Annotated in this window: 17 protein-coding genes and 2 pseudogenes; 4 read left to right on the top strand and 15 right to left on the bottom strand. The window is 72.3% G+C overall.

What is annotated here, in order from left to right; genetic code table 11:
- The first annotated feature begins 62 nt into the window (after positions 1–62).
- Both QNO09_RS06960 and QNO09_RS06965 read left to right on the top strand, forming a co-directional pair.
- On the top strand, positions 63–899 hold the full coding sequence (locus QNO09_RS06960; RefSeq protein WP_283969163.1) for a DUF1206 domain-containing protein: 837 nt from the start codon (positions 63–65) through the stop codon (positions 897–899).
- A gap of 28 nt (positions 900–927) precedes the next feature.
- The gene (locus tag QNO09_RS06965) at positions 928–1,362 is read left to right on the top strand and encodes a hypothetical protein (protein WP_283969164.1); all 435 of its coding nucleotides are present in this window, start codon (positions 928–930) and stop codon (positions 1,360–1,362) included.
- A 31-nt stretch (positions 1,363–1,393) separates the two neighbouring features.
- Here QNO09_RS06965 and QNO09_RS06970 read toward each other — a convergent pair whose 3' ends face one another.
- From QNO09_RS06970 to QNO09_RS07010, 9 genes and pseudogenes are all read right to left on the bottom strand, one after another.
- A complete protein-coding gene (locus tag QNO09_RS06970) occupies positions 1,394–3,637 on the bottom strand; it encodes an FUSC family protein (protein WP_283969165.1) in 2,244 nt (747 codons plus the stop codon).
- Positions 3,638–3,721: 84 nt separating this feature from the next.
- On the bottom strand, positions 3,722–5,092 hold the full coding sequence (locus tag QNO09_RS06975) for an NAD(P)/FAD-dependent oxidoreductase (protein WP_283969166.1): 1,371 nt from the start codon (positions 5,090–5,092) through the stop codon (positions 3,722–3,724).
- A gap of 217 nt (positions 5,093–5,309) precedes the next feature.
- Positions 5,310–7,037, bottom strand: a complete 1,728-nt coding sequence (locus QNO09_RS06980; RefSeq protein WP_283969167.1) for a PP2C family protein-serine/threonine phosphatase — start codon at positions 7,035–7,037, stop codon at positions 5,310–5,312.
- A pseudogene (locus QNO09_RS06985) lies at positions 7,034–7,801 on the bottom strand (SpoIIE family protein phosphatase); the annotation flags it as partial. The pseudogene QNO09_RS06985 and the gene QNO09_RS06980, both read right to left, overlap by 4 nt.
- Before the next feature lie 321 nt (positions 7,802–8,122).
- Positions 8,123–8,626 (bottom strand): annotated as a pseudogene (locus QNO09_RS06990) (anti-sigma regulatory factor); the annotation flags it as partial.
- A complete protein-coding gene (locus tag QNO09_RS06995; RefSeq protein ID WP_283969168.1) occupies positions 8,626–9,066 on the bottom strand; it encodes an anti-sigma regulatory factor in 441 nt (146 codons plus the stop codon). The gene QNO09_RS06995 and the pseudogene QNO09_RS06990, both read right to left, overlap by 1 nt.
- Positions 9,066–9,485 carry an STAS domain-containing protein gene (locus QNO09_RS07000; RefSeq protein WP_283969169.1) on the bottom strand — a complete coding sequence of 140 codons (420 nt, stop codon included), beginning with the start codon at positions 9,483–9,485 and terminating at the stop codon, positions 9,066–9,068. Before QNO09_RS07000 ends, QNO09_RS06995 begins: the two co-directional genes overlap by 1 nt.
- On the bottom strand, positions 9,482–10,369 hold the full coding sequence (locus QNO09_RS07005; RefSeq protein ID WP_283969170.1) for an STAS domain-containing protein: 888 nt from the start codon (positions 10,367–10,369) through the stop codon (positions 9,482–9,484). Before QNO09_RS07005 ends, QNO09_RS07000 begins: the two co-directional genes overlap by 4 nt.
- Positions 10,370–10,636: 267 nt before the next feature.
- Positions 10,637–11,038 (bottom strand): STAS domain-containing protein, encoded by a 402-nt coding sequence (locus tag QNO09_RS07010; protein WP_283969171.1) that lies wholly within the window; start codon positions 11,036–11,038, stop codon positions 10,637–10,639.
- Positions 11,039–11,392: 354 nt separating this feature from the next.
- Here QNO09_RS07010 and QNO09_RS07015 point away from each other — a divergent pair, with 354 nt between their 5' ends.
- A complete protein-coding gene (locus tag QNO09_RS07015) occupies positions 11,393–11,764 on the top strand; it encodes a PRC-barrel domain containing protein (protein WP_283969172.1) in 372 nt (123 codons plus the stop codon).
- Positions 11,765–11,803: 39 nt separating this feature from the next.
- Here QNO09_RS07015 and QNO09_RS07020 read toward each other — a convergent pair whose 3' ends face one another.
- Positions 11,804–12,238 (bottom strand): ATP-binding protein, encoded by a 435-nt coding sequence (locus QNO09_RS07020; RefSeq protein ID WP_283969173.1) that lies wholly within the window; start codon positions 12,236–12,238, stop codon positions 11,804–11,806.
- Positions 12,239–12,355: 117 nt separating this feature from the next.
- Positions 12,356–14,254 (bottom strand): AMP-dependent synthetase/ligase, encoded by a 1,899-nt coding sequence (locus QNO09_RS07025; protein ID WP_283969174.1) that lies wholly within the window; start codon positions 14,252–14,254, stop codon positions 12,356–12,358.
- Positions 14,255–14,405: 151 nt separating this feature from the next.
- Between QNO09_RS07025 and QNO09_RS07030 the strand changes: the two genes are divergently transcribed.
- Positions 14,406–14,639, top strand: a complete 234-nt coding sequence (locus QNO09_RS07030; protein WP_283969175.1) for a DUF6480 family protein — start codon at positions 14,406–14,408, stop codon at positions 14,637–14,639.
- Between the two features lie 36 nt (positions 14,640–14,675).
- Here the strand turns inward: QNO09_RS07030 and QNO09_RS07035 are convergent, their stop codons facing one another.
- The 4 genes from QNO09_RS07035 to QNO09_RS07050 form a co-directional block, all read right to left on the bottom strand.
- Positions 14,676–15,764 carry a glutamate--cysteine ligase 2 gene (locus QNO09_RS07035; protein ID WP_283969176.1) on the bottom strand — a complete coding sequence of 363 codons (1,089 nt, stop codon included), beginning with the start codon at positions 15,762–15,764 and terminating at the stop codon, positions 14,676–14,678.
- A 108-nt stretch (positions 15,765–15,872) separates the two neighbouring features.
- Entirely contained in the window at positions 15,873–18,080 is a 2,208-nt protein-coding gene (glgB, locus tag QNO09_RS07040) for a 1,4-alpha-glucan branching protein GlgB (RefSeq protein WP_283969177.1), read from the bottom strand.
- A gap of 3 nt (positions 18,081–18,083) precedes the next feature.
- Positions 18,084–19,454 (bottom strand): maltokinase N-terminal cap-like domain-containing protein, encoded by a 1,371-nt coding sequence (locus QNO09_RS07045; RefSeq protein ID WP_283969178.1) that lies wholly within the window; start codon positions 19,452–19,454, stop codon positions 18,084–18,086.
- Positions 19,455–19,482: 28 nt separating this feature from the next.
- Positions 19,483–19,969, bottom strand: a 487-nt coding sequence (locus QNO09_RS07050; protein ID WP_283969179.1) for an alpha-glucosidase C-terminal domain-containing protein, incomplete at its 5' end; no start/stop codon positions are given.

Raw genomic sequence — 19,969 nt, forward strand, 5'->3', positions numbered from 1 at the left:
CCGGAAGGTGTGCAGGGTGTGTGGACGCCGACCCGGGGCATCAGGACTCCCGGGAGGTCGACATGAACACGAGTGCGATGGCACGGAGCGGTCGGTTCCGGGCCCGGCGGATGGCGCGGGGTTCCATGACCGAGGGGGCGGCACGGGCGGGGTTCGCCGCCCGGGGCGTGATCTATCTGCTCGTCGGGGCGCTGGCCCTGCAGATCGCCTTCGGCGACACCGGGCGGCAGGCCGACCGCGGGGGAGCCGTTCAGGAACTGGCGCAGAAGCCGTTCGGCGCGGTGCTGCTGTGGGCGCTGGGCATCGGGCTCGTCGGCATGGCCCTGTGGCGGCTGTCCGAGGCTCTCTTCGGTTCGATCGGCAAGGACGGCCGCAGCGCCCGCAAGCGGCTGATGGCGGCGGTCCGCTTCGCGTTCTACGTCTTCGTCGCCTACTCGGTGCTGTCGTTCGCGATCAGCCGCCATCAGAGCGGCGGGAACAGCGACCAGCAGTCCCGGGACGCCACCGCCAGGGTTCTGGAGATACCCGCCGGCCAGTGGCTGGTCGGGGCCGCCGGCGTCGCGATCGTGGTGGTCGGTGGCTGGATCGCCGTACGCGCGGTGATGCGCAAGTACCACGACAAGCTCCGGCTGGGGCAGATGAGCCACCGTACGCGGCAGCTGGTGGACGTCACGGGCGTGGCCGGTGGCGCCGCCCGGGGGCTGGTCTTCGCGGTGGCCGGCGTCTTCGCCGTGCGCGCCGCCGTCGCCTACGAACCGGACCAGGCCAAGGGCCTGGACGACACCCTGCGCTCCTTCGCCGAGACTCCGCTCGGCCCCTGGCTGCTGGTCTGCGTCGCGGCCGGGCTGGTGCTGTTCGGAGTGTTCTCCTTCGCCATGGCCCGGTGGCGACGCGTCTGAGTCGCGTCGTGTGGGGAACACGATGCCCATGAGCGATTCCGAGATTCCGCATGGCGATGGCCGGCCCGTGGACATGTACCTGGACCTCCTGCGCATCCGGATGGACACGGAGGACTACCGCCTTCTGATGCGCGCGGTGGAGCCCGTCCTCGAGGCGATCGAAGAGGAACGCCTGTCCAGCCTCGACTTCGCGCTCGACTCCGGGACCAACGACGAACTCCCCCAGGAGGTCCGTGACGAGGTGGCCCTCGTCATCGCCACCGCCGTCACCGGCCGCCTGGACAACGAAGTGGTCGAACTCGACGTCGACGACACCGGCCCGGTCAGGATCGTCACGGACGCCACCACCGCGTCCGACCCGATCCGCCTCGGCGAGATAGCCGACTACATCCGGGACCGGCACAAGCAGAACGAAGAACTGCGAGGCATCGCCGAGGCGAGCGGGCTGCCCACGGACTTCTGACGGGCAGCCCCTCCCACCCCGTGCGCGGCTCTCACGCCTTGGGCGCCGCCACCGGCACGCCCAGCGGCCGGGCGAGACCCACCACGGCCTCGTCCAGCCTCTCCAGATGCCGCAGCACGCGGTCGGTGATCCGGCCGTAGCGCGGCGTTCCGGCGTCGGACCCCAGCAGCGAGGCGATGCTCGGCCCGGTCTCCACCCGCGCGTCCGCGTGCTCGTCGGCCACCCGGGCCGCGATGGTCCCGATGTTGCGCACGGTGCGTCCGGCCGCGCCGCGCAGTCGAGGGTCCGCCGCGATCGAGGGATGCGTGGGCAGCAGCTCGGCGGTCGCCGCCAGGGTCCGCGCGTGGTACGCGCACGTCTCCAGCAGCGCCACCACGTACCGGGCCGTGTGACGCCGGGTGCGCAGCGGCGTGACCGGGTGGATCAGCGGCTGGGTCGCGGCCCGCAGGTCGGCCAGCGCCTGGTCCAGGTCACGTGCCCGGTCCAGCAGCTCGTCCGCCGGCCCGCCGCTGAGCTGGCCGACAGCGGCCTCGGTGACCTCGGCCAGCCGTTCCAGCACGGTGCCGAGCAGTTCGTCCGTACGGCGGTCGGTCCGCACCGGCAGGACCAGCGCCGCCGCCACCACCCCGCACACCGCGCCGAGCGCCGTCTCCTCGATCCGCAGGACGAGCACGTCGAGGCTGTAGGTGTGCAGCAGCGTGTAGAGCAGCCCCAGCATCGCGGTGACGAAGAACGACATCAGGGTGTACGACAACGGCGCCGTGTAGAACATGGCGAAGATCAGCACCATCACCAGGGCGAACGCCGTCCAGGTGTGGGTGCCGACCAGTCCCGCCAGGACGATGCCGGCCACCACCCCGAACACCGTGCCCAGCAGCCGCCGGTAGCCCTTGACCAGGATCTCGCCCGTCGAGGCGGTGTTCAGGAAAACGATCCAGCAGGTCAGCACCGCCCAGTACCAGCGCTGCGTGGACAGCAGCTCCCCGCCGACGATCGCCAGTGAGGAACCGACGGCCACCTGCACGGCCGCCCGCGTGGTGGGCCGCCGCAGGCCCGTCTGCTCCTCCTGCGCCGGTTCCTCGCCGCCGCCGTCGATCGCGGCGTCCTCGGCGTCCAGCTCCTCGCGGGAGCGAGCCGTGGCGGGGGTGTCGTCCGACTCGTCCTGCGGGCCGTCCAGCGCGATCCGCAGCCCGAGCACCGCGCGGGCCGACTCGCCGACGCCGCGGAAGACGTCCTGGACGGCGGTCGACGCGGGCGGCAGGTTCTCCTCGTCCCGGTAGCCGAGCAGCCGGTTGCGCACATGCGCCAGCCCGGTGCCCGTGTCGGCTGTGCCGGTCCGCAGCACCAGGGCGTGCAGCGCCCGCAGATCGCGGCGGAGCGTGGCGCCCGCCTCGTCCGGTACGGCAGGACCGGCCGGTGACGGAGCGGGCGCGCCGGGCAGGTGCAGGGTGAGCGTGTCGGCCCGTTCGGCGCTGCGGGCGGTCAGCAGGAGCAGGCCGAGCCGCTCGGCGGCGATCTCGGCGTCCGCGATCCTGCGCTGCACCAGCCGTGCCGCCGACTCGTCCGGGGTGCCCTCCTCCAGCCGGTCCTGGATCATCATCGCCGTCTCGTGGAGCCGTGCGGTGCCCTGGCGTACGCCTGCCAGCGCCTTGTCCATCGCGTCCGCCGGGGCGTCGAGGAGTTCGAGCTGCGCGGTGACCAGCTGGGCCAGCCGGGCGCGGAAGGCCAGACGCAGGCGCAGCAGCACGCCGGAGGGGGTGGCGGGCACGATCGCGAAGCGCACCAGGGCACTGGAGCAGAAGGCCAGGGCGATGGCACCGCACAGCGAGGGCAGCCCGGAGACGGTGGCGCCGACGAACAGGGACAGGAAGTAGACCTGGAAGCCGATCAGCCCGAGTGCGGTGCCCCGGTCGCCGAACCGGCGGCCGTAGACGGCGCAGAAGATCAGGGCGACGAAGAAGACGTCACCGACGACCAGACGCGTGTTGAGGACCGCGCCCAGGGACACCGAGACCAGGGCCACCGGCAGCCCCAGCGCCAGCGTCACGGCCTGTGCGCCCGGCTGCTTCTCCCGGATGGCGAAGGTGGCGACCATCGCCGCCATGGCCCCCGCCACCAGGAGGTGCACATCGGCTCCCAGCAGGGAGAGCACGGACAGGGTGAGAGCGATCGCGCCGACCGTCCGCAACCCCGCCGTCAGACGCAGCAGTCCGGGGTCGGACGCCGCGATCCGGTCCCGCACGCGTGCCCGTACCGCGCGTCCCGCTGCCCTCACTCCGTCGCACTCTCTCCCGACTCACACCAAGATCCGTATCTCAGCATGACACGCCACGCGCACAGGCTCCCGTCCGGCCCGGTCCTACAGCGGCGGACCCGACCCCTCGACCTGCTCCCGCACCTGTTCCGGCGTCAGGTAGGCGTCGGTGTACTCGAAGTCCTTCAGCCGCGCGGCCTTGCGGGCCTGGAAGCCGGTGCGTACGAAGTCGTCACCGGCGACCGCGTTGAGCAGCCAGTTCGTCATCACCCGCGTCTTGGCCACGTTGGTCCGCAGCGCCGACCAGTGGTAGCCGCGGGCCACGGCCTGGGCGGGCAGCCCGCGCAGTTCCACGCCCAGCGGCTTGGAGACCGCGTCGGTGCCGCCGAGGTCGACGACGAGCCCGAGGTCCTTGTGGACGTACGGGTTCATGACCTGCCCCCGCAGCGACGCGATGACGTTGTCGGCGACATGCCTTCCCTGTCGCAGGGCGTGCTGCGCGGTCGGCGGGCACATGGCCCCGTCCCCCTTGGCCAGGTCGGGCACGGCCGCCGAGTCGCCGAGGGCGAACACGCCGTCGTTGCCCGGCAGGTTCATCTCGGGGGCGACCGCGAGCCGTCCCTTGACGGTCTCCGCGCCGAGCGTGGCGATGAGCGGGCTCGCGACGACGCCGGCGGTCCAGATGAGCGTGCGGGTCGGGATCACCCGCCCGTCGGTGAAGGTGACCTCCTCGGGACCGGCCTTCGCGATGGAGGTGCCCAGGGAGATCTCGATGCCGCGGCGGCGCAGGATCTCCTGCGCGCTACTGCCGAGTTTGTCGCCCAGCTCCGGCATCAGCTTCGGCGCGATGTCGATCAGATGCCACTTGATCAGACCGGAGTCCAGCCGCGGGTAGCGCTTGACCGCCGCGTGCGTCAGCCGCTGCAGGCACGCCGCGGTCTCGGTGCCGGCGTAACCGCCGCCGACCACCACGAACTGCAGCCGGGAGGCCCGCTCCACGGGGTCCTGGCTCGCGTCGGCCAGGTCCAGCTGTGAGATGACGTGGTCACGGATGTACGCCGCCTCGGCGAGGGTCTTCATCCCGAACGCGTGGTCCGTCAGCCCCGGGATGTCGAAGGTGCGGGTGATGCTGCCGGGCGCCAGCACGATGTAGTCGTACGGCTCGTTGACGATCTCGTCGGTGATGGTGCGGATGACGCAGACCTTGGACTTCAGGTCCACGCCGATGGCGCCGCCCGGGATGATCCGCGTGCGGTACTTCTTGCTGCGCCGCAGCGAGACGGCGATCGACTGCGGCGTCAGCACGCCGGAGGCCACCTGGGGGAGCAACGGCAGGTAGAGCTGGTAGGCGAACGGCGTCACCAACGTGACGTCGGCCTCGTCCGGGGAGAGCTTCCGTTCCAGACGGCGGACGCACTCCACGCCGGCGAAGCCTGCGCCAACCACCAGGATCCTGGGTCGTGTCACGGTGTTCATCCCTTTCTGCGGCTCCAGGCGGTCTGCCTCGAACGCCTTCCGACTGCCCCTGGATCGCTGGTTCGCACCCTTTCGATCCCACCGTGTGTCCGGCCGTAGCGCCAGTCGGATGCGGCCGGCAGACGAACGCGTCGATCACCACCATGCCCGCACCGTGGCCGAAAAGCACCAGGCGGGAGTGAAGAACGCGTGCACACCCGGTCGGCCGGACCCGCCGTCAGGAGTCCGCGCCGCCTTGGAGGTGACAGAGCAGCAGACACACGTCGTCGTCCCGCTCGGAATCGCTCAGCAAGGGGTTCAGAAGCCGGTCCGCCGCGCCCTCCAGGTCCGCGTCCAGCTCCGCGGAACGGAACCCGCCGAGCGCGGAGGCCAGTCGCTCGATGCCCGGGTCTATGCCCTGCGCCCGCCGCTCCACCAGCCCGTCCGTGTACAGGGCGAGGGTCGAGCCGGGCTCCAGCTCCTCGGTGTGGTCGGCGATCTCCTGGGTGAGCGGAATGCCGAGCATCGCGCCGGGCTTGGCGTGCAGGGTGCGCACGGTGCCGTCGGGCAGGCGCAGCACCGGCGGCGGATGCCCCGCGGCGGCCCAGGTCAGCGTGGGCTCGTCCGGATGGAACCGGGCGATGACGGCGGTGGCGTACAGGTCCGGCTGGAGATGGTGCAGGAACCGGTGCAGCCGGGTCAGCAGCCGGCCCGGGCTGTCGCCGTCGACTGCGTACGCCCGCAGCGCGGTGCGCAGCTGGCTCATCATGACCGCCGCGTGCAGTCCGTGCCCGGTGACGTCGCCGATGACGGTGATGAGGCCACCGTCCCGCTGGGGGAACGCGTCGTACCAGTCACCGCCGATGTTCAGCCCGTGCGTGGCCGGAAGGTACCGCGCGGCCAGGCTGAGGCCCGGCGTGGCCGGCAGGTCCGTCAGCAGGGCGCGCTGCAGCGTCTCGGCGATGTCGCGGTTGTGCTCGAAGCGCCGGGCGTTGTCGATCGCGATGCTGGCCCGCCGGGTGAGCTCGATCAGCATCACCGCGTCGTCCGGGTCCCAGCGCCCGCCGGGCGGCGACAGCGTCAGGACGCCCAGCGGGGCCCGCCGCGTCGGCAGCGGCACACACAGCAGCGGCCGCCCGGGATCCAGCGCCGACGGCGGCTGGTCCTCGACGCCGGGCAGGTTGCCGGGGTGGTCGGCGGCGTACTGGGGCCGCCCGGTGCGGGCCGCGACCACGGCCGCGGCCGGATGCGGCGCCGACCGGTGCCTGTCCTCCTCCTGGTCGAAGAGCCAGACGTCGACGCTGCTCGCGTACTCCGGCACCAGCAGGTCCGGCAGCCGGCGCACGATCTCCTCGTGGTTCAGCGACGCCGTCAGTACGGCGCTCGCGTCCGCGAGGAACGTCAGTCTGCGCCGGGCGCTCTCCGCCTCGTTGCGGGCGCTGCGCTCGGCGGCGAAGGCCTCGCGCTGGGCCCGGCCGGCCGCGTCCAGCTCGGCGTGCAGGGCCAGGACGCCCTGGTTGGTCTGGTGCAGCTCCTCGCGGTGGAAGGAGACGAGATCCTCCTGCTCCGCGAGCTTCTCCAGCACCACGGCCGCGTCCTCGTCGGCGCCGAGCAGCGCTTCCGACAGGGCGGCGGGGTCGTCGGCGACGGTGCCGTCCTCGGTGGCCTCGGCCCGCTCGGGGCAGGGGACGGTCACCTCCCACGGGGGCTCCCCGGCGGCGCACGCCTCCGGCGACGGGGTCACCACGAGGTGCAGCAGACCCTCCTCGGCGGGGGAGCTCGCCAGGTCCATGGTGAGCCGCCAGGTGCCGCCCTTGGTGAGGCACTGCCGCAGGTGGGCGCTGAGGCCGGCGGCCAGCCGGGTCCGTTCCACGGTGGGCACACCGTAGGCGGAGGCCAGGCGCGCGAGCGAGATGCGGGCGCGGGCCGCGTCGGTGACGGTGGTGATCTGCCAAGTGCGCATCATGGGCGTTCCGGCGGGGTCGAGGTCAGCACGGCCACGGCGGTGTCGTCCCGCACCGGCCGGGCGGGACTGCTGGTGTCGCGTATCGTCACGGCGGCCGTCACGGCCGGGTCCGCCGCGGGCAGCCCGGGGTCGGACGGCGGCGTCCAGCGACTGGGCAGACCGTCGGTGTGCAGGATCAGCAGCGGGTCACCCGTCCAGTCGGCCTCCTCCTCGCGGAGGGTGGTGGGCCGGTGGACCCCGACGATGCCGGGCCTCGACAGCAGGGGGTGCCAGATGCCGTCGGTGCGCAACCGCGCCCCCACGTTCCCGATGCCGGCGAACCGGAGCCGCCGGGCCGGCAGGTCGAGCTGGGCGAGGGCGACGGCCGCGCCGCGCGTGCCCGTCAGCGCGTCGTGCAGCCGGCGCAGCGACTCGGCGGGGGAGAGGTGGGCCCACCGATGCACGGCCGCGACCGCGGCGGACGAGGCATGCGCGGCCTCCGGACCGTGCCCCAGTCCGTCCGCCAGCATCAACGTCACCCGGTCTCCGGCCCGGACCCATGCCCAGGCGTCCCCCGAGTACTCGGCCCCGCCGTAGGGGATGTTCACCCCACCGGCCCGCACCCCGGCTCCGGGCAGGGAACGGCTCTGCCGGACCGCCCCGGGGTCCGGGAGACCGTGAGCGGGTGCCGCGTGGGCTGCTGGCGTGTTCGTCTTCGCGGTGCCCGGCGTGACGGCGTCAGCCGGTTCGTGGGACGGCGCCGTCCGGGAAACCGAGCCGGTCCCCGGGGTGCCGGCGGGGGCGAGGTCGTGGGCCCGTGCCGCCTGCGGGCCGGGTCGCCGCCCGGTGGTCCCGGTGCGCCGGAGATCATGATCCGGCGCTCCGTACGGCCGGTGCCCGGTGCCCTGCGCAGGGTCGGCTTCGGGCGTCGGGCCATCTGGGGCCCCGTGCACTTGCCCGGCTTCGGGCGTCGGGCTGCCCGGGGTGCCATGTACCTGCCCGGCTTCGGGCGTCGGGCCGCCTGGGGCGCCCTGCACCTGCCCGGCGGAGCCCGGCGCGCTGCCCGGCACCGCCGCATGGCCCGTCAGCGCGCCACAGGCCATCACGCCGAACGGCGGCTCGCCGCCCGGCCGCCGTCCGCCGGCGAAGACCCCGCCCTCGAACCGCCCCGGCGCCTGTACGCCCCGGGGCGCGGTGCTCACGCGGGCGACGGCGACCGTGCCGCGGCCGGGGACGCTGTGCAGGGCGAAGTCGTCGGACAGGCGCCGGCACGTGCCCAGGCCCGCACCGAGCGAACGGGTCGTGGAGAAGCCGTCGCGCAGGGCCGCGGACACGTCGGGGATGCCCGGGCCGTGGTCGACCGCGGCGATCTGCACCACCCTGGATGCCTCGCCGCCCTCCCGCAGCACGGGTGGGGGCACGACCTCGATGAGCACCTGACCACCCTCGGCATGCTTCAGCAGGTTCGTGGCGAGCTCGGTCGCCACCAGCGCGGCGGCCGCCGTACGCCGCTCGTCCAGCCCGGCCAGCGCGGCGGCGCCCTCCGCCGCGACCCGCGCGTCCCACACCCGGGTCGAGTCGCGCACCGGCACGTCCCATACGCGCGGCATCAGACCTCCTCGCGCGGACGCGGCGGCCGGCCCACCCAGCAGGTCACCCGCACCGTGGTGCCCGAACCCGGCGTGGTGTCGATGTCGAAGTCGTGCACCAGGCGCCGCGCACCGCTCAGCCCCATGCCCAGACCGCCGCCGGAGGTGTAGCCGTCGCTCAGCGCCTGGTCCAGGTCCGTGATGCCCGGCCCCTCGTCGCTGAAGGACAGCCGCAGCCCCTGCGCACCCGCGCTGCTGACCTGCGTGGCGCGCATCTGTCCGCCACCGCCGTGCACCAGGGTGTTGCGGGCCAGCTCGCTGGCCGCGGTGATCAGCTTGGTCTGGTCCACCAGACCGAAGCCGAGCCGGGCAGCGGCCTGCCGTACGTGCTGACGCACCCACACCAGGTCCATGTCCGACCGGATGGGCAAGCAGGCCTCCACGCCCGCGGCAGTGTGCATCACGGACTCTCCTGACGCGGGCCGCCGGGACGGGTCACCGGGGCCTGCCGGGCGAGGAGCTCCATGCCCGCCTCGGTGCTGAGCGCGGTGCTCAGCCCCGGCAGCGTCAGACCCAGTTCGACCAGGGTGATGGCGACGGCCGGGCGCATGCCGGCCACCACGGTGCGCGCGGCCAGCAACGTGGACTGCGCGGCGATCTCGGCCAGCACCCGGCCGAGGAAGGAGTCGACGATCTCCACACCGGAGATGTCGATGAGGACCCCGCGCACCCCGGTACGCGAGATGGTCTCCGAGAGGTCCTGCTGAAGCTGCTGCGCCGTGCTGTCGTGCAGATCGCCCTGGAGCGTGACCAGCAGGACGTCGCCGAGCCGGAGGACCGGCACGTGGCCGGTCACGGGGTGGGGGGAGGCGTCGTTCACCGCTGGCCCGTACCCGGATTCACGATGTCCGCGCCGAGCTGGTGCAGCGCGTACCGGAGCGCGTCGGCGAGGCCCGCGCGGGTGATCACGTCCAGGTCCAGTCCGAGATGCACGATGGTCTGCGCGATGGCGGGGCGGATGCCCGAGACGATGCACTCGGCGCCCATGAGCCGCGCCGCGGCGACCGTCTTCATCAGGTGCTGCGCCACCAGCGAGTCGACGGTCGGCACCCCGGTGATGTCGAGGATCGCGAACCGCGCGTGCTGCTCGACGACGGCGTTCAGCAGCGTCTCCATCACGATCTGGCTGCGGGCGCTGTCGAGCGTCCCGATCAGCGGCACGGCCACGACGCCGTCCCACAGCCGGATGACGGGTGTGGCCACCTCCATCAGCTGCAGCCGCTGACGGTCGCTGAGCGCCTGCCACTCGCTCAGCGCCGTCTGCATCGCCACCAGCCGAAGGGTGCCCATCAGCACGGTCAGGGCGGTCGAACACGCCCGCAGGTGCTCGGGGGACGCCTGTTCCAGATCGGCGGCCAGCAGATTCTCCACGGGCGGCCGCAGGGCGGCCAGCTCGCTGGAGACCTGGGTGTTGGACAGCCCGGCACGGGAGCGGGCCACACCCATCCGCGCCAGCTGCTCGCGCACCCCGCTGAATCCCGCGGCGTCCGGGTCCTCCACCTGCTCCGAGTCGGCCACCTGGGCCAGCGCGTCGACAACGGCCTTGCCCGCTTCCACCGCCTCGTCGCGCGAGACGCTGAACACGGTGCGGAACAAGGGCTCGTCCGCCCACCGCTGGGCGATCTGCTCCCGCCGGCGGTGCAGGAAGTCCCTGACCTCGTGGCTGGGGGTGGCGAGCTGTCCGTCCGCTTCGTGCTCCGGCACCTGGTTCTCTCCTCATCCGCGTTGCGTCGACCGAGCCCGCTTCTGGCAACGAGACGGCGATGTGACACTTGCCGGGCGACAACTCTAACCATGCGCCGACCTCGTACGACACCTGCTCCGGTGCAAGCGATCCGGTTCAGGGGAAGGGCGGTTGCCACCGCCCGGGTATCGGCGCGAGGAGGGGTGAGCCGTCGTTCGGGCAGGGCGGAGCCGGGGCACCGGCCGACCGTTCTTCGACGGCGCCGTGCCCGAGGGGGAGCCGGTCCGTCAGAGGCTCTGGTCGCCCGGTCCCTCGGGGACGCTCGGCCCTTCGTCGGCACGGGCCAGAGCCTCGTCGACACTCTCCGATATCGGCACCGTGATGCTGACGCCGGTCAGGTCGAGGATGCGCCGCACGGCAGGCGTCGGGCTGATGACGTGCACACTGCCCTCGGTCTTACGGGTCTCCTGGTACACCCTCAGGATGATGTTCATCCCGGACGAGTCCATGAAGGGGACGGACGAGAGGTCGAGCAGGAAATGCCGACGGCCGTGGTGGAGTTGATTGGCCAGATGGGCCTGGAACTCGGTCGCGGTGTCGACGTCCAGGTAGCCGTCGACCGTGATCAGGGCCACGTCCTCCCGGGGCAGTTCGACTTCCACGGACAGCGGGTTCTGGGCGAGGGGCACGGATACCTCCAACAAGTGCTACGGCCAGGGCTGGTCACCTCTGGGGATGACCGCGGTGCGAGGGGACACCGGTCGTTCTCCGGACTCGAATGCCGTTCCTCATGCGCCTCCCTTCCTCGACGGGCTTCGGATGTCACCGCGCCCCCGCGATTACCCCGGAAACCCTCCTCCATGCATCCCGGTCCGAACATCGTCGGGACCGGGTCGCGGGACGACTTGCGGTAGCAGGCGTGTTCGCCGAATGCGCTTGCGGCAGGAGGGTAATTGCTGCTGTGGAACGGGGCGGGCGGAATGCGTTCGCCGCGGGCACGACGATCATGACGATCCGCACATCGCCAGGGAGGATGGAACAGCGTGGCCATCGACAGAATCTGGTCGTACGCGCCGGACAGCGGTCACAGCGAGGGGCAGGACCTGACCGGTTTCGCGGTCGCCGCGACCGACGGCACGATCGGGCACGTGGACCGGGAGGCCGCCCCGCACGGCATGCGGCACCTGGTCGTCGACACCGGGGTCTGGGTGTTCGGCCGCAGCGTCCTGGTCCCGGCCGGAGTCGTCACCGGCGTGGACACACAGGCACGGAAGATCACAGTCGCCTGCAGCAGGGGGGACGCGAAAGCCGCGCCCCGCTTCCAGACGGACAGCGAGACGCGGGACCAGGGGTACCTGCGGGCCGTGGGCGACTACTACGACCGGCTGCCGCCCCGCGAGGCGGCCCAGGTCTGAGTCGGGTGTCACGGGCGCACGGCGCCCGTGACACCCGACTCACCAGGGCATGAACACGTGCACATCCTTGCCGTGATCGTCGGCCACCACGCTGACCTGGTCGCACAGGGTGTGGACCAGGTGCCAGCCGATGCCCCCGCCACCGCTGCGCGGGTCGAAGGGGCGAGGGGCGGGCTCGGTGGTGCTGGTGTCGTGCAGGACCACATGCACCCCGTCGAACGTCCGGCGCATCCGCAGCGCGAACGGACCCGGGGCGTACTGGACCGCGTTGGCGGCCAGTTCCGTCACCACCAGCAGGATGTCGTCCCAGTACTCGGGGGCAGAGGGCGGGGAGGAGCGTGCCAGATCACGCAGGAACTCCTCCGCTGCCAGCCGCGCACCCGTCACATCATGCGGCTCGCCCACGAAGCTGTTCGTGCGGCTCGGGATCTCCTCGGAGGTCAGGGCGTCGTCCCCACGCGGCTCGGTTGACATATCGCCTTTCCGGCCCGGGCGTCAGCAAGGGCTGTCGTCAGGGCTGTCGTCCTTTCTCTTGCGTCGCCACTGTTGCGTGTTCCCGACGGGGCGAGGCCTACGCGTCCGGTCGCACGCTCAGCGGAACACATTGTCGGAATCATCCAAGTTCGGCGGTTCGTCCGAGGTGTTCGGCCTGGTGGGACGCCTGCGTGACTGGTACATCGCGTCGATCTCGGTCGCGTAGCGCCGCACGATCTCGTCCCGGCGCAGCTTCATCGACGGCGTGAGCAGCCCGTTGGTCACGTCGAACGCCTCCGGCAGGACCCGGAACACCCGGATCGACTCCGATGGTGACACAACGCTGTTGGCCGCTGCCACGGCCCGGGCGACCTCCTCCCGCAGCGCGTTCTCCTCCCGCGCCTCCCGCATCTCACCCTGCAGGGCCAGCCCGGCCCGCCAGTGTGCCAGGAACTCGGGATCCAGGGTGATCAGGGCGCCCACACAGGGCCGGTTGTCCCCCACCACCACCGCCTGGTGGATGAGCGGGTGCATCCGCAGCCGCTGCTCCAGGGCCAGCGGGGCGACGCTCTTGCCGCTGCTGGTGATGATGATGTCCTTCTTGCGGCCGGTGATCGTCAGATAGCCCTCCGAGTCAAGCCGCCCGAGGTCCCCGGTGGCAAGCCAGCCGCCGCGCAGCGCGGCCCGGGTGGCGGCCTGGTCGCCCACGTACCCCTGGAACACCGACGGGCCGCGCACCAGGATCTCCCCGTCCTCGGCCACCCGGATCTCCATGCCCGGCAGGGCCTGCCCCACGGTCCCGGACTTCTCCCGCCCCAGCGGCTGCATGGTCACCCCGCCGGAGGTCTCCGTGAGGCCGTACCCGTCGTGCACGTAGATGCCGATGCCCTCGTAGAAGAGGGACAGCTCGCGGCTGAGGGGGGAGCCGCCCGACGTCGCCCGCCGCACCCGGCCGCCCAGCGCGGCCCGCAGCCGGCGGTACACCGTGCGCTCGTACAGCGCGTGCTGGAGCCGCAGGTCGAATCCGGGCCCGCGCCCCCGGCCCAGCCGCCGGCGTTCCAGGGCCGCGGCGAAGTCCCGGGCGGTCTCGGCGGCCCGCTCGAACAGTCCGCCGTGGCCCCCCTGCTGCGCGGTGCGCAGGAAGTTCTTGTAGATCTTCTCCAGGACCGAGGGAACCGCGTAGAGGTACGTGGGGCGGAAGGAGCGCAGCGCCGACGACAGTGCCTCCCCGCTCAGCTCGGCCTGGTGCCCCATCAGCAGCCCGCCGCGCACGCACAGCCCCTGGATCATCAGCCCGTACACATGGGAGAAGGGCAGGAACGCGAGCACCGAGCCCTGTTCCCCGCGGGATGCGGCCGTGTGCCCCCAGCCCGCCAGCAGCGTGTCGCAGGGGCCGGCGAGGTTGCGGTGGCTGAGCGCGCAGCCCATGGCGCGGCCGGAGGTGCCGGAGGTGTAGGCGATGGCGGCCGTGGAGTCCGGCAGCACGATGCGCCGCATCGAGTCGACGGTGGCGATCGGGATGAACTCCCCGCGGACGGTGAGGTCCGCGAGGGCGCCCGCGTCCAGCTGCCAGACGTGGCGCAGCAGCGGGAGCGACGCGCACACCGAGCCGACGGTCATGACGCCCTGCTCGTCCTCGACCACCACGGCCACGCAGCCGGCGTCCCGCAGGATCCACTCCACCTGGTCGCGCGAGGACGTCGGGTAGACCGGGACGACCTCGGCGCCCACGGCCCACAGCGCGTAGCACAGGACCGTCCACTCGAACCGGGTGCGCGCCATGATCGCCACGCGGTGGCCCGGCGCGATCCCCGAGGCGATCAGCCCCTTGGCGATGTCCACGACCTGGTCGCGCAGCTCGACGGCCGTCACCTCCTCCCAGGTCGTGGAGGCGGGATCGGCCCGGCGGGCGAGCATCGGCCGGGCCGGTTCGCGCTCCGCCGTCTCGAAGACGCTGTCGGCGAGCCCGCCGGTCAGGGGCGCCACGGCCGGGGGAGCGAGGGCGAGGTCGCGCATGCACTGCTCCTGACATGTACGGGGTGTGACATTGCCGACGGGTACCGTCATCGGCGGTGCTCGAATGTAGTCGAGTCGAGACCCTTCGGGGTCGGAAAATACGGAAGTGGACCCGCTGATGATCTCGGCGTGATCGGGGGACTCGGACGACATGACTCACATCAGTCCCGATCCCGAACCCGAACGCACCACCGGTCTGGAGCCCGGCGGCGGTGTACCGCCGGGCGAGACCCCGCCCGCGGAGAGCAGCATGCCCGAGACACTGCCCCGGGAGACGCACAATCCGACCAAGGGCTGGGGCAAGGGGCCGCTGACCGCGATCATCGTCCTCGCGGTGCTGGTCGCGGCGTTCTTCCTGGCCTACGCCCTCGTCCTGATCCTCTGAATCCTCTGAGCCCCTACCCCCGGCCGACGGGACGTCTCACGACTGCGTGTGGCGGACGCACTCGGTGACGACGTCCCGCAGACTCCCCGTGCGCTCCATCAGCGCGCGCTGCACCTGAGCGCCATTGCCCTCGCGCAGCAGCTCCTCCAACGCCGCGCGGGCCCGATCGAGGTCGCCGGTGCTGTCGAGAGCCTCCTCGACATGCTCCAGCAGGGCGCGAACGACGGCCTCGGCGGGCATGCGCCGCATGGTCGCCGGGTGCAGCAGCTCGCCCGAGAGGCCGGACCGGGCGGCCTGCCAGTCGGCCAGCCGCAGCAGGCTGACGCCGTGGCCGAGCGGCTCACGGCCGTCCCGCCACTCACGCGCGGCGGTCTCGACCAGCCCGCGGACGAGCGTGGCGATCAGCACCGCCGTGCCGGAGTGCAGACAGACGTCCGAGACGCGCAGTTCCACCGTCGGGTACCGCGGGGACAGCCGCGCGTCGAAATAGATCATTCCGTCGTCCAGGAGGGCACCGGTGGCCACCATGTCCGCGATCAGCCGGTGGTACCGCTCCGGCGAGCCGAAGATCTCGGTCGGGCCGGCCGACGGCCACCGCAGCCACACCCGGCTGCGGTAACTGCTGTACCCGGAGTCCTTGCCCTGCCAGAACGGCGAGTTCGCACTCAGCGCCCGCAGGACCGGCAGCCACGGCCGGAGCCGGTCGACGACCGCGACGCCCTCCTCGTCCGACTCCACCGACACATGCACATGACAGCCCATGACGAGCTGCTCCCGGGTGGCGATGCCGTACTGGTCGGCCATCCACTGGTAGCGCCGGCCGACGCCGATGGCGGGACTGACCGGCAGCGGCGAGGTGGCGAGCGCCGCCACCGTGCAGCCGATCTCACCCGCGTGCCGGGCGGCCTCCTTGCGGCAGCGGACGATCTCGGCGCGCAAGCTCTCCATGGACGACTGCGGATGGGTGGCGAACTCCAGCATCTGCTCGTGGAGTTCCTTCTCGAAAACGTCCTGGTCCGCGTCGTCCTTCTCCGCCCGGGCGAGTACCGCCGCGGACAGCGCCCGCGGCTCACCGGTCTCCGGATCCACCAGGAGGAGTTCCTCCTCCACTCCCACGGTGCGCACCTGATGCCCGCCCTTCTGGCCCTGCCGAGTCGTACCACCGGGTGCTCCCGGTGGTACGACCTAGTGCCCCCCACAGGCGGGTCGGACACCTGGTGGGACGGCAGTACTTCACACCGCGAACGGCGCCAGCCACACCGTGGCGAGCGGGGGCAGCGTGATCCGGACCTGACCGTCCTCCGGTTTGACCGGATTCGGGTTGGTGACGCCGCTGCCGCCGTAGCACGTGTCGTCGGTGTTGAGGCGTTCCTCCCAGGCGACGACGTCACCCGGCACCCACAGGCCGTAGTCCTCCCGGACCACGGGGGAGAAGTTCGACACCGCCAGCAGCGGACGGCCCTCGGCGTCGTAGCGCAGGAACGCGAGGACGTTGTCGTCCGCCGAGTCCACCGCCACCCATCGGAAGCCCTCCGGGCGGGTGTCGCACTGCCACAGCGCCGGCGTCGCCCGGTAGGCGGTGTTCAGGTCCCGCACCAGGTCGCGCACGCCCCGGTGGTCACCCGCCGAGTGGTACCCGTCGTCGAGCAGCCACCACTCGGGGCCGTGCTCCACCGACCACTCCGCCCCCTGCGCGAACTCCTGGCCCATGAACAGCAGTTGTTTGCCGGGGTGACCCCACATGAAACCGAGGTAGGCCCGGTGGGTGGCGCGTCGCTGCCACCAGTCGCCCGGGATCTTCGAGACCAGCGCCTGCTTGCCGTGCACGACCTCGTCGTGGGAGATCGGCAGGACGTAGTTCTCGCTGTAGGCGTACACCATCGAGAACGTCATCTCGTGGTGGTGGTACTTGCGGTGCACCGGCTCGTGGGCGATGTATTCCAGCGAGTCGTGCATCCAGCCCATGTTCCACTTCAGCCCGAAGCCCAGTCCGCCGGTGTCGGTGGGCCGGGTCACCCCGCCCCAGGCGGTGGACTCCTCGGCGATCGTGACCACGCCCGGGGCCCGCCGGTACACCGTCGCGTTCATCTCCTGCAAGAACGCCATGGCCGCCAGGTCCTCCCGGCCGCCGTAGGCGTTGGGCTCCCACTGTCCGTCCTCACGGGAGTAGTCCAGGTAGAGCATGGACGCCACCGCGTCCACCCGCAGGCCGTCGATGTGGAACTCCTCGCACCAGTAGACGGCGTTCGCGACGAGGAAGTTGCGCACCTCGGTGCGGCCGAAGTCGAACTCGTAGGTGCCCCAGTCCGGGTGCTCCGCCCGCCGGTCGTCCCCCGGCTCGTACAGCGGCTCCCCGTCGAACCGGGCCAGCGCCCAGTCGTCCTTCGGGAAGTGCGCCGGCACCCAGTCCATGATCACGCCGAGACCGGCACGGTGACAGGCGTCGACGAAGAACCGGAAGTCGTCCGGCGTGCCCAGCCGGGACGTCGGCGCGTAGAAGCCGGTGACCTGGTAGCCCCAGGAGCCGTGGAAGGGGTGCTCGGCGACCGGCATCAGCTCCACGTGCGTGAAGCCCAGGTCCTGGACGTACTTCGGGAGTTCCTCGGCGAGCTGCCGGTAGGTCAGCCCCGGCCGCCAGGACGCCAGGTGCACCTCGTACACCGAGAACGGCGCCTCGTGCACGGGCGTGTCGGCGCGGTGCGCCATCCACTCGGTGTCGCCCCACTCGTAGTGCGAGGCCGTCACGATCGACGCCGTGTGGGGCGGCTCCTCGCAGCGGCGGGCCATCGGGTCGGCCTTGAGGAAGCGGTGGCCGTACCGGGAGTGGATCTCGAACTTGTACGGGGTGCCCTCGCCGACGCCCGGCAGGAACAGCTCCCACACACCGGAGGCGCCCAGCGACCGCATCGGGAACTGCGTCCCGTCCCAATGGGTGAAGTCCGTGGCGACCCGCACGCCCTGCGCGTTCGGCGCCCACACGGTGAACCGGGTACCGGTCACGCCCTCGTGGGTCATGGGCTGCGCGCCCAGCGCCGTCCACAGCTGCTCGTGCCGGCCCTCGCGGATCAGATGCAGGTCGAGTTCGCCGAGAGCGGGCAGGAAGCGGTACGGGTCGGGCGTCTCCTGCTCACCGTCCTCGTACGCCACGTGCAGCGTGTAGGCGGGGACGGCGTCCAGCGGCAGCACGCCCGAGAAGAGGCCGTCGCCCTCCGAGACGAGTGCGGTGCGCCGGCCGTCGATGACCACGCTCACCGCGCGGGCGAAGGGGCGCAGCACCCGGAACACGACCCCGCCGGGCACCGGGTGGGCGCCCAGCAACGCGTGCGGATCGTGGTGGGCGCCCGCCAGCAGGCGCCCGCGGTCCTCCGGGCTCAGGGCGAAGGCGGTCGTGCTCGGGACCGGGCCGGACGGCTCCGGGATTGAGGTGTCGCGCAGGGCCACGGCTCAGTCTCCTCTCACGGCGAGGCGCTCGATCGCCGCCATCGGTACAGGCAGCCAGTCGGGGCGGTGCCGTGCCTCGTACAGCACCTCGTACACGGCCCGGTCCGTCTCATAGGCGCGGAGCAGTCCGTGCTTCTTGCGGGGGTCCCAGCCGGCGCGGGCGGCATAGCCCGCGCAGTAGGCCTCGCGACAGCGGCGGGCCCACTCCGGGCGCCAGGGGCGGCGCTGCCGGGCGGCGTAGTCGAAGGAACGCAGCATCCCGGCGATGTCCCGTACGGGTGAGTGGGCGCTGCGCCGTTCGGAGAGCGGCCGGGACGGCTCGCCCTCGAAGTCGATGACGAACCACTCGCGCCCGGCCCGCAGCACCTGGCCCAGGTGCAGGTCGCCGTGGATGCGCTGGGCGGGCGGCCCGGGGTCGCAGCCGGTGAGGGCGGCGAACGCGGTCCGCAGGCCCGGCACGAACGGTCGCAGCGCGGGCACGCAGTGCGCCGCGGCGTCCAGCCGCTCGGTCATCGCCGCCGCCGTACGCCCGTTCTCCCCGGGCTCGCCGACCGGGAAGGCCGACGCCAGCGCGAGATGCACCTCCGCCGTGGCAGCGCCCAGGGCCCGCGCCTGGACCGTGAAGTCGTCCCCGGCGGTCAGCGCGTGCAGCCCCAGCGTCCAGCCGTCGGAGGCGTCCCGCAGGTACGGCTGGAGCACCCCGAGGGTGGCCTTGAACGGGTGCCCGGTCTGGAACCAGGCCACGGGCGCGGGCACGCGGTGACAGCCCTGACGGGCCAGCGCGCCCGGTACCTCCAGGTCCGGGTTGACGCCCGGCTGGATGCGCCGGAAGACCTTCAGGATGTACTCGTCGCCGTACACCAGCGAGGAGTTGGACTGCTCCGCGTCCAGCAGCCGCGGCACGAGTCCGGCGGGCACCCGCTGATCCGGGTCGCAGTCGAAGCGCAGCGGGCCCGCGCTGCCGGGGTGCCGCAGCCGGTCGAGCAGCAGCTGGGCCGCGCGGGGATCCTGCAGCGCGTCGTAGACGGTCATGCCGGCCAGCGGCCCGTCCGGCACCTGCCCGATGAGCGCCCGCCCCAGACGCGGCGCGGGCTGCTCCCGCAGGCCGAGGAGCAACTGGTAGCAGTCGCCGGCCGGGGGAGCCCCGCCGGGCGAGGGCACACCCGTGTGCCCGGCGTGACCGGCGTGGACCAGCAGGTGCAGACAGCCCGGGAAGAGCTCGGTCATCGACAGCAGGCCGAGCTCGGTGACGGGCCGGTCCTTGCCGGCGAACCAGCGCTGCCGGGGCAGCCAGTCGCGCAGCAGCCCGCCGAGCCACTCCATGGGCTCGGCCAGGCGTGTGAGACTCGGGCGGAGGGATGCGGTCTTCGGCATGGTCACGCCTCCTTTCGTCGGCGCAGGCTCACAGTCGCCGGCCGATGCGGGATGCGACTCGAGTGAGCCTGAACCAGTAGAAGCCGTGGCCCCCGAGGGTCAGCAGGTACGGCAGCTCGCCGATCGCGGGGAAACGGACCCCGCCGAACAGCTCCACCGGGTGCCGCCCGGCGAACTCGCGCAGGTCGAGCTCGGTGGGCTGGGCGAACCGCGCGAAGTTGTTGACACACAGCACCAGGTCGTCCTCGTACTCCCGCAGGAACGCCAGCACCGCGGGGTTGGAGGAGGGCAGTTCGGTGTAGGAGCCGAGTCCGAAGGCCGGGTTCTGCTTGCGGATCTCGATCATGCGGCGGGTCCAGTGCAGCAGCGACGACGGCGACGACATCGACGCCTCGACGTTGGTCACCTGGTGGCCGTAGACCGGGTCCATGATCGCCGGCAGGAAGAGGCGGCCCGGGTCGCAGGAGGAGAACCCGGCGTTGCGGTCCGGGGTCCACTGCATCGGCGTGCGCACC

It is taken from the genome of Streptomyces sp. 378 (assembly GCF_030124145.1).
GTDB lineage: Bacteria > Actinomycetota > Actinomycetes > Streptomycetales > Streptomycetaceae > Streptomyces.

What these genes read in the sequence shown, in the direction of transcription:
- QNO09_RS06975 (WP_283969166.1), bottom strand. Translation starts at nt 5,092, where the DNA reads ATGAACACCGTGACACGACCCAGGATCCTGGTGGTTGGCGCAGGCTTC.
- QNO09_RS07045 (WP_283969178.1), bottom strand. Translation starts at nt 19,454, where the DNA reads ATGCCGAAGACCGCATCCCTCCGCCCGAGTCTCACACGCCTGGCCGAG.
- QNO09_RS06995 (WP_283969168.1), bottom strand. Translation starts at nt 9,066, where the DNA reads ATGCACACTGCCGCGGGCGTGGAGGCCTGCTTGCCCATCCGGTCGGAC.
- QNO09_RS06980 (WP_283969167.1), bottom strand. Translation starts at nt 7,037, where the DNA reads ATGATGCGCACTTGGCAGATCACCACCGTCACCGACGCGGCCCGCGCC.
- QNO09_RS07025 (WP_283969174.1), bottom strand. Translation starts at nt 14,254, where the DNA reads ATGCGCGACCTCGCCCTCGCTCCCCCGGCCGTGGCGCCCCTGACCGGC.
- QNO09_RS07020 (WP_283969173.1), bottom strand. Translation starts at nt 12,238, where the DNA reads ATGTCAACCGAGCCGCGTGGGGACGACGCCCTGACCTCCGAGGAGATC.
- QNO09_RS07030 (WP_283969175.1), top strand. Translation starts at nt 14,406, where the DNA reads ATGACTCACATCAGTCCCGATCCCGAACCCGAACGCACCACCGGTCTG.
- QNO09_RS06965 (WP_283969164.1), top strand. Translation starts at nt 928, where the DNA reads ATGAGCGATTCCGAGATTCCGCATGGCGATGGCCGGCCCGTGGACATG.
- QNO09_RS06960 (WP_283969163.1), top strand. Translation starts at nt 63, where the DNA reads ATGAACACGAGTGCGATGGCACGGAGCGGTCGGTTCCGGGCCCGGCGG.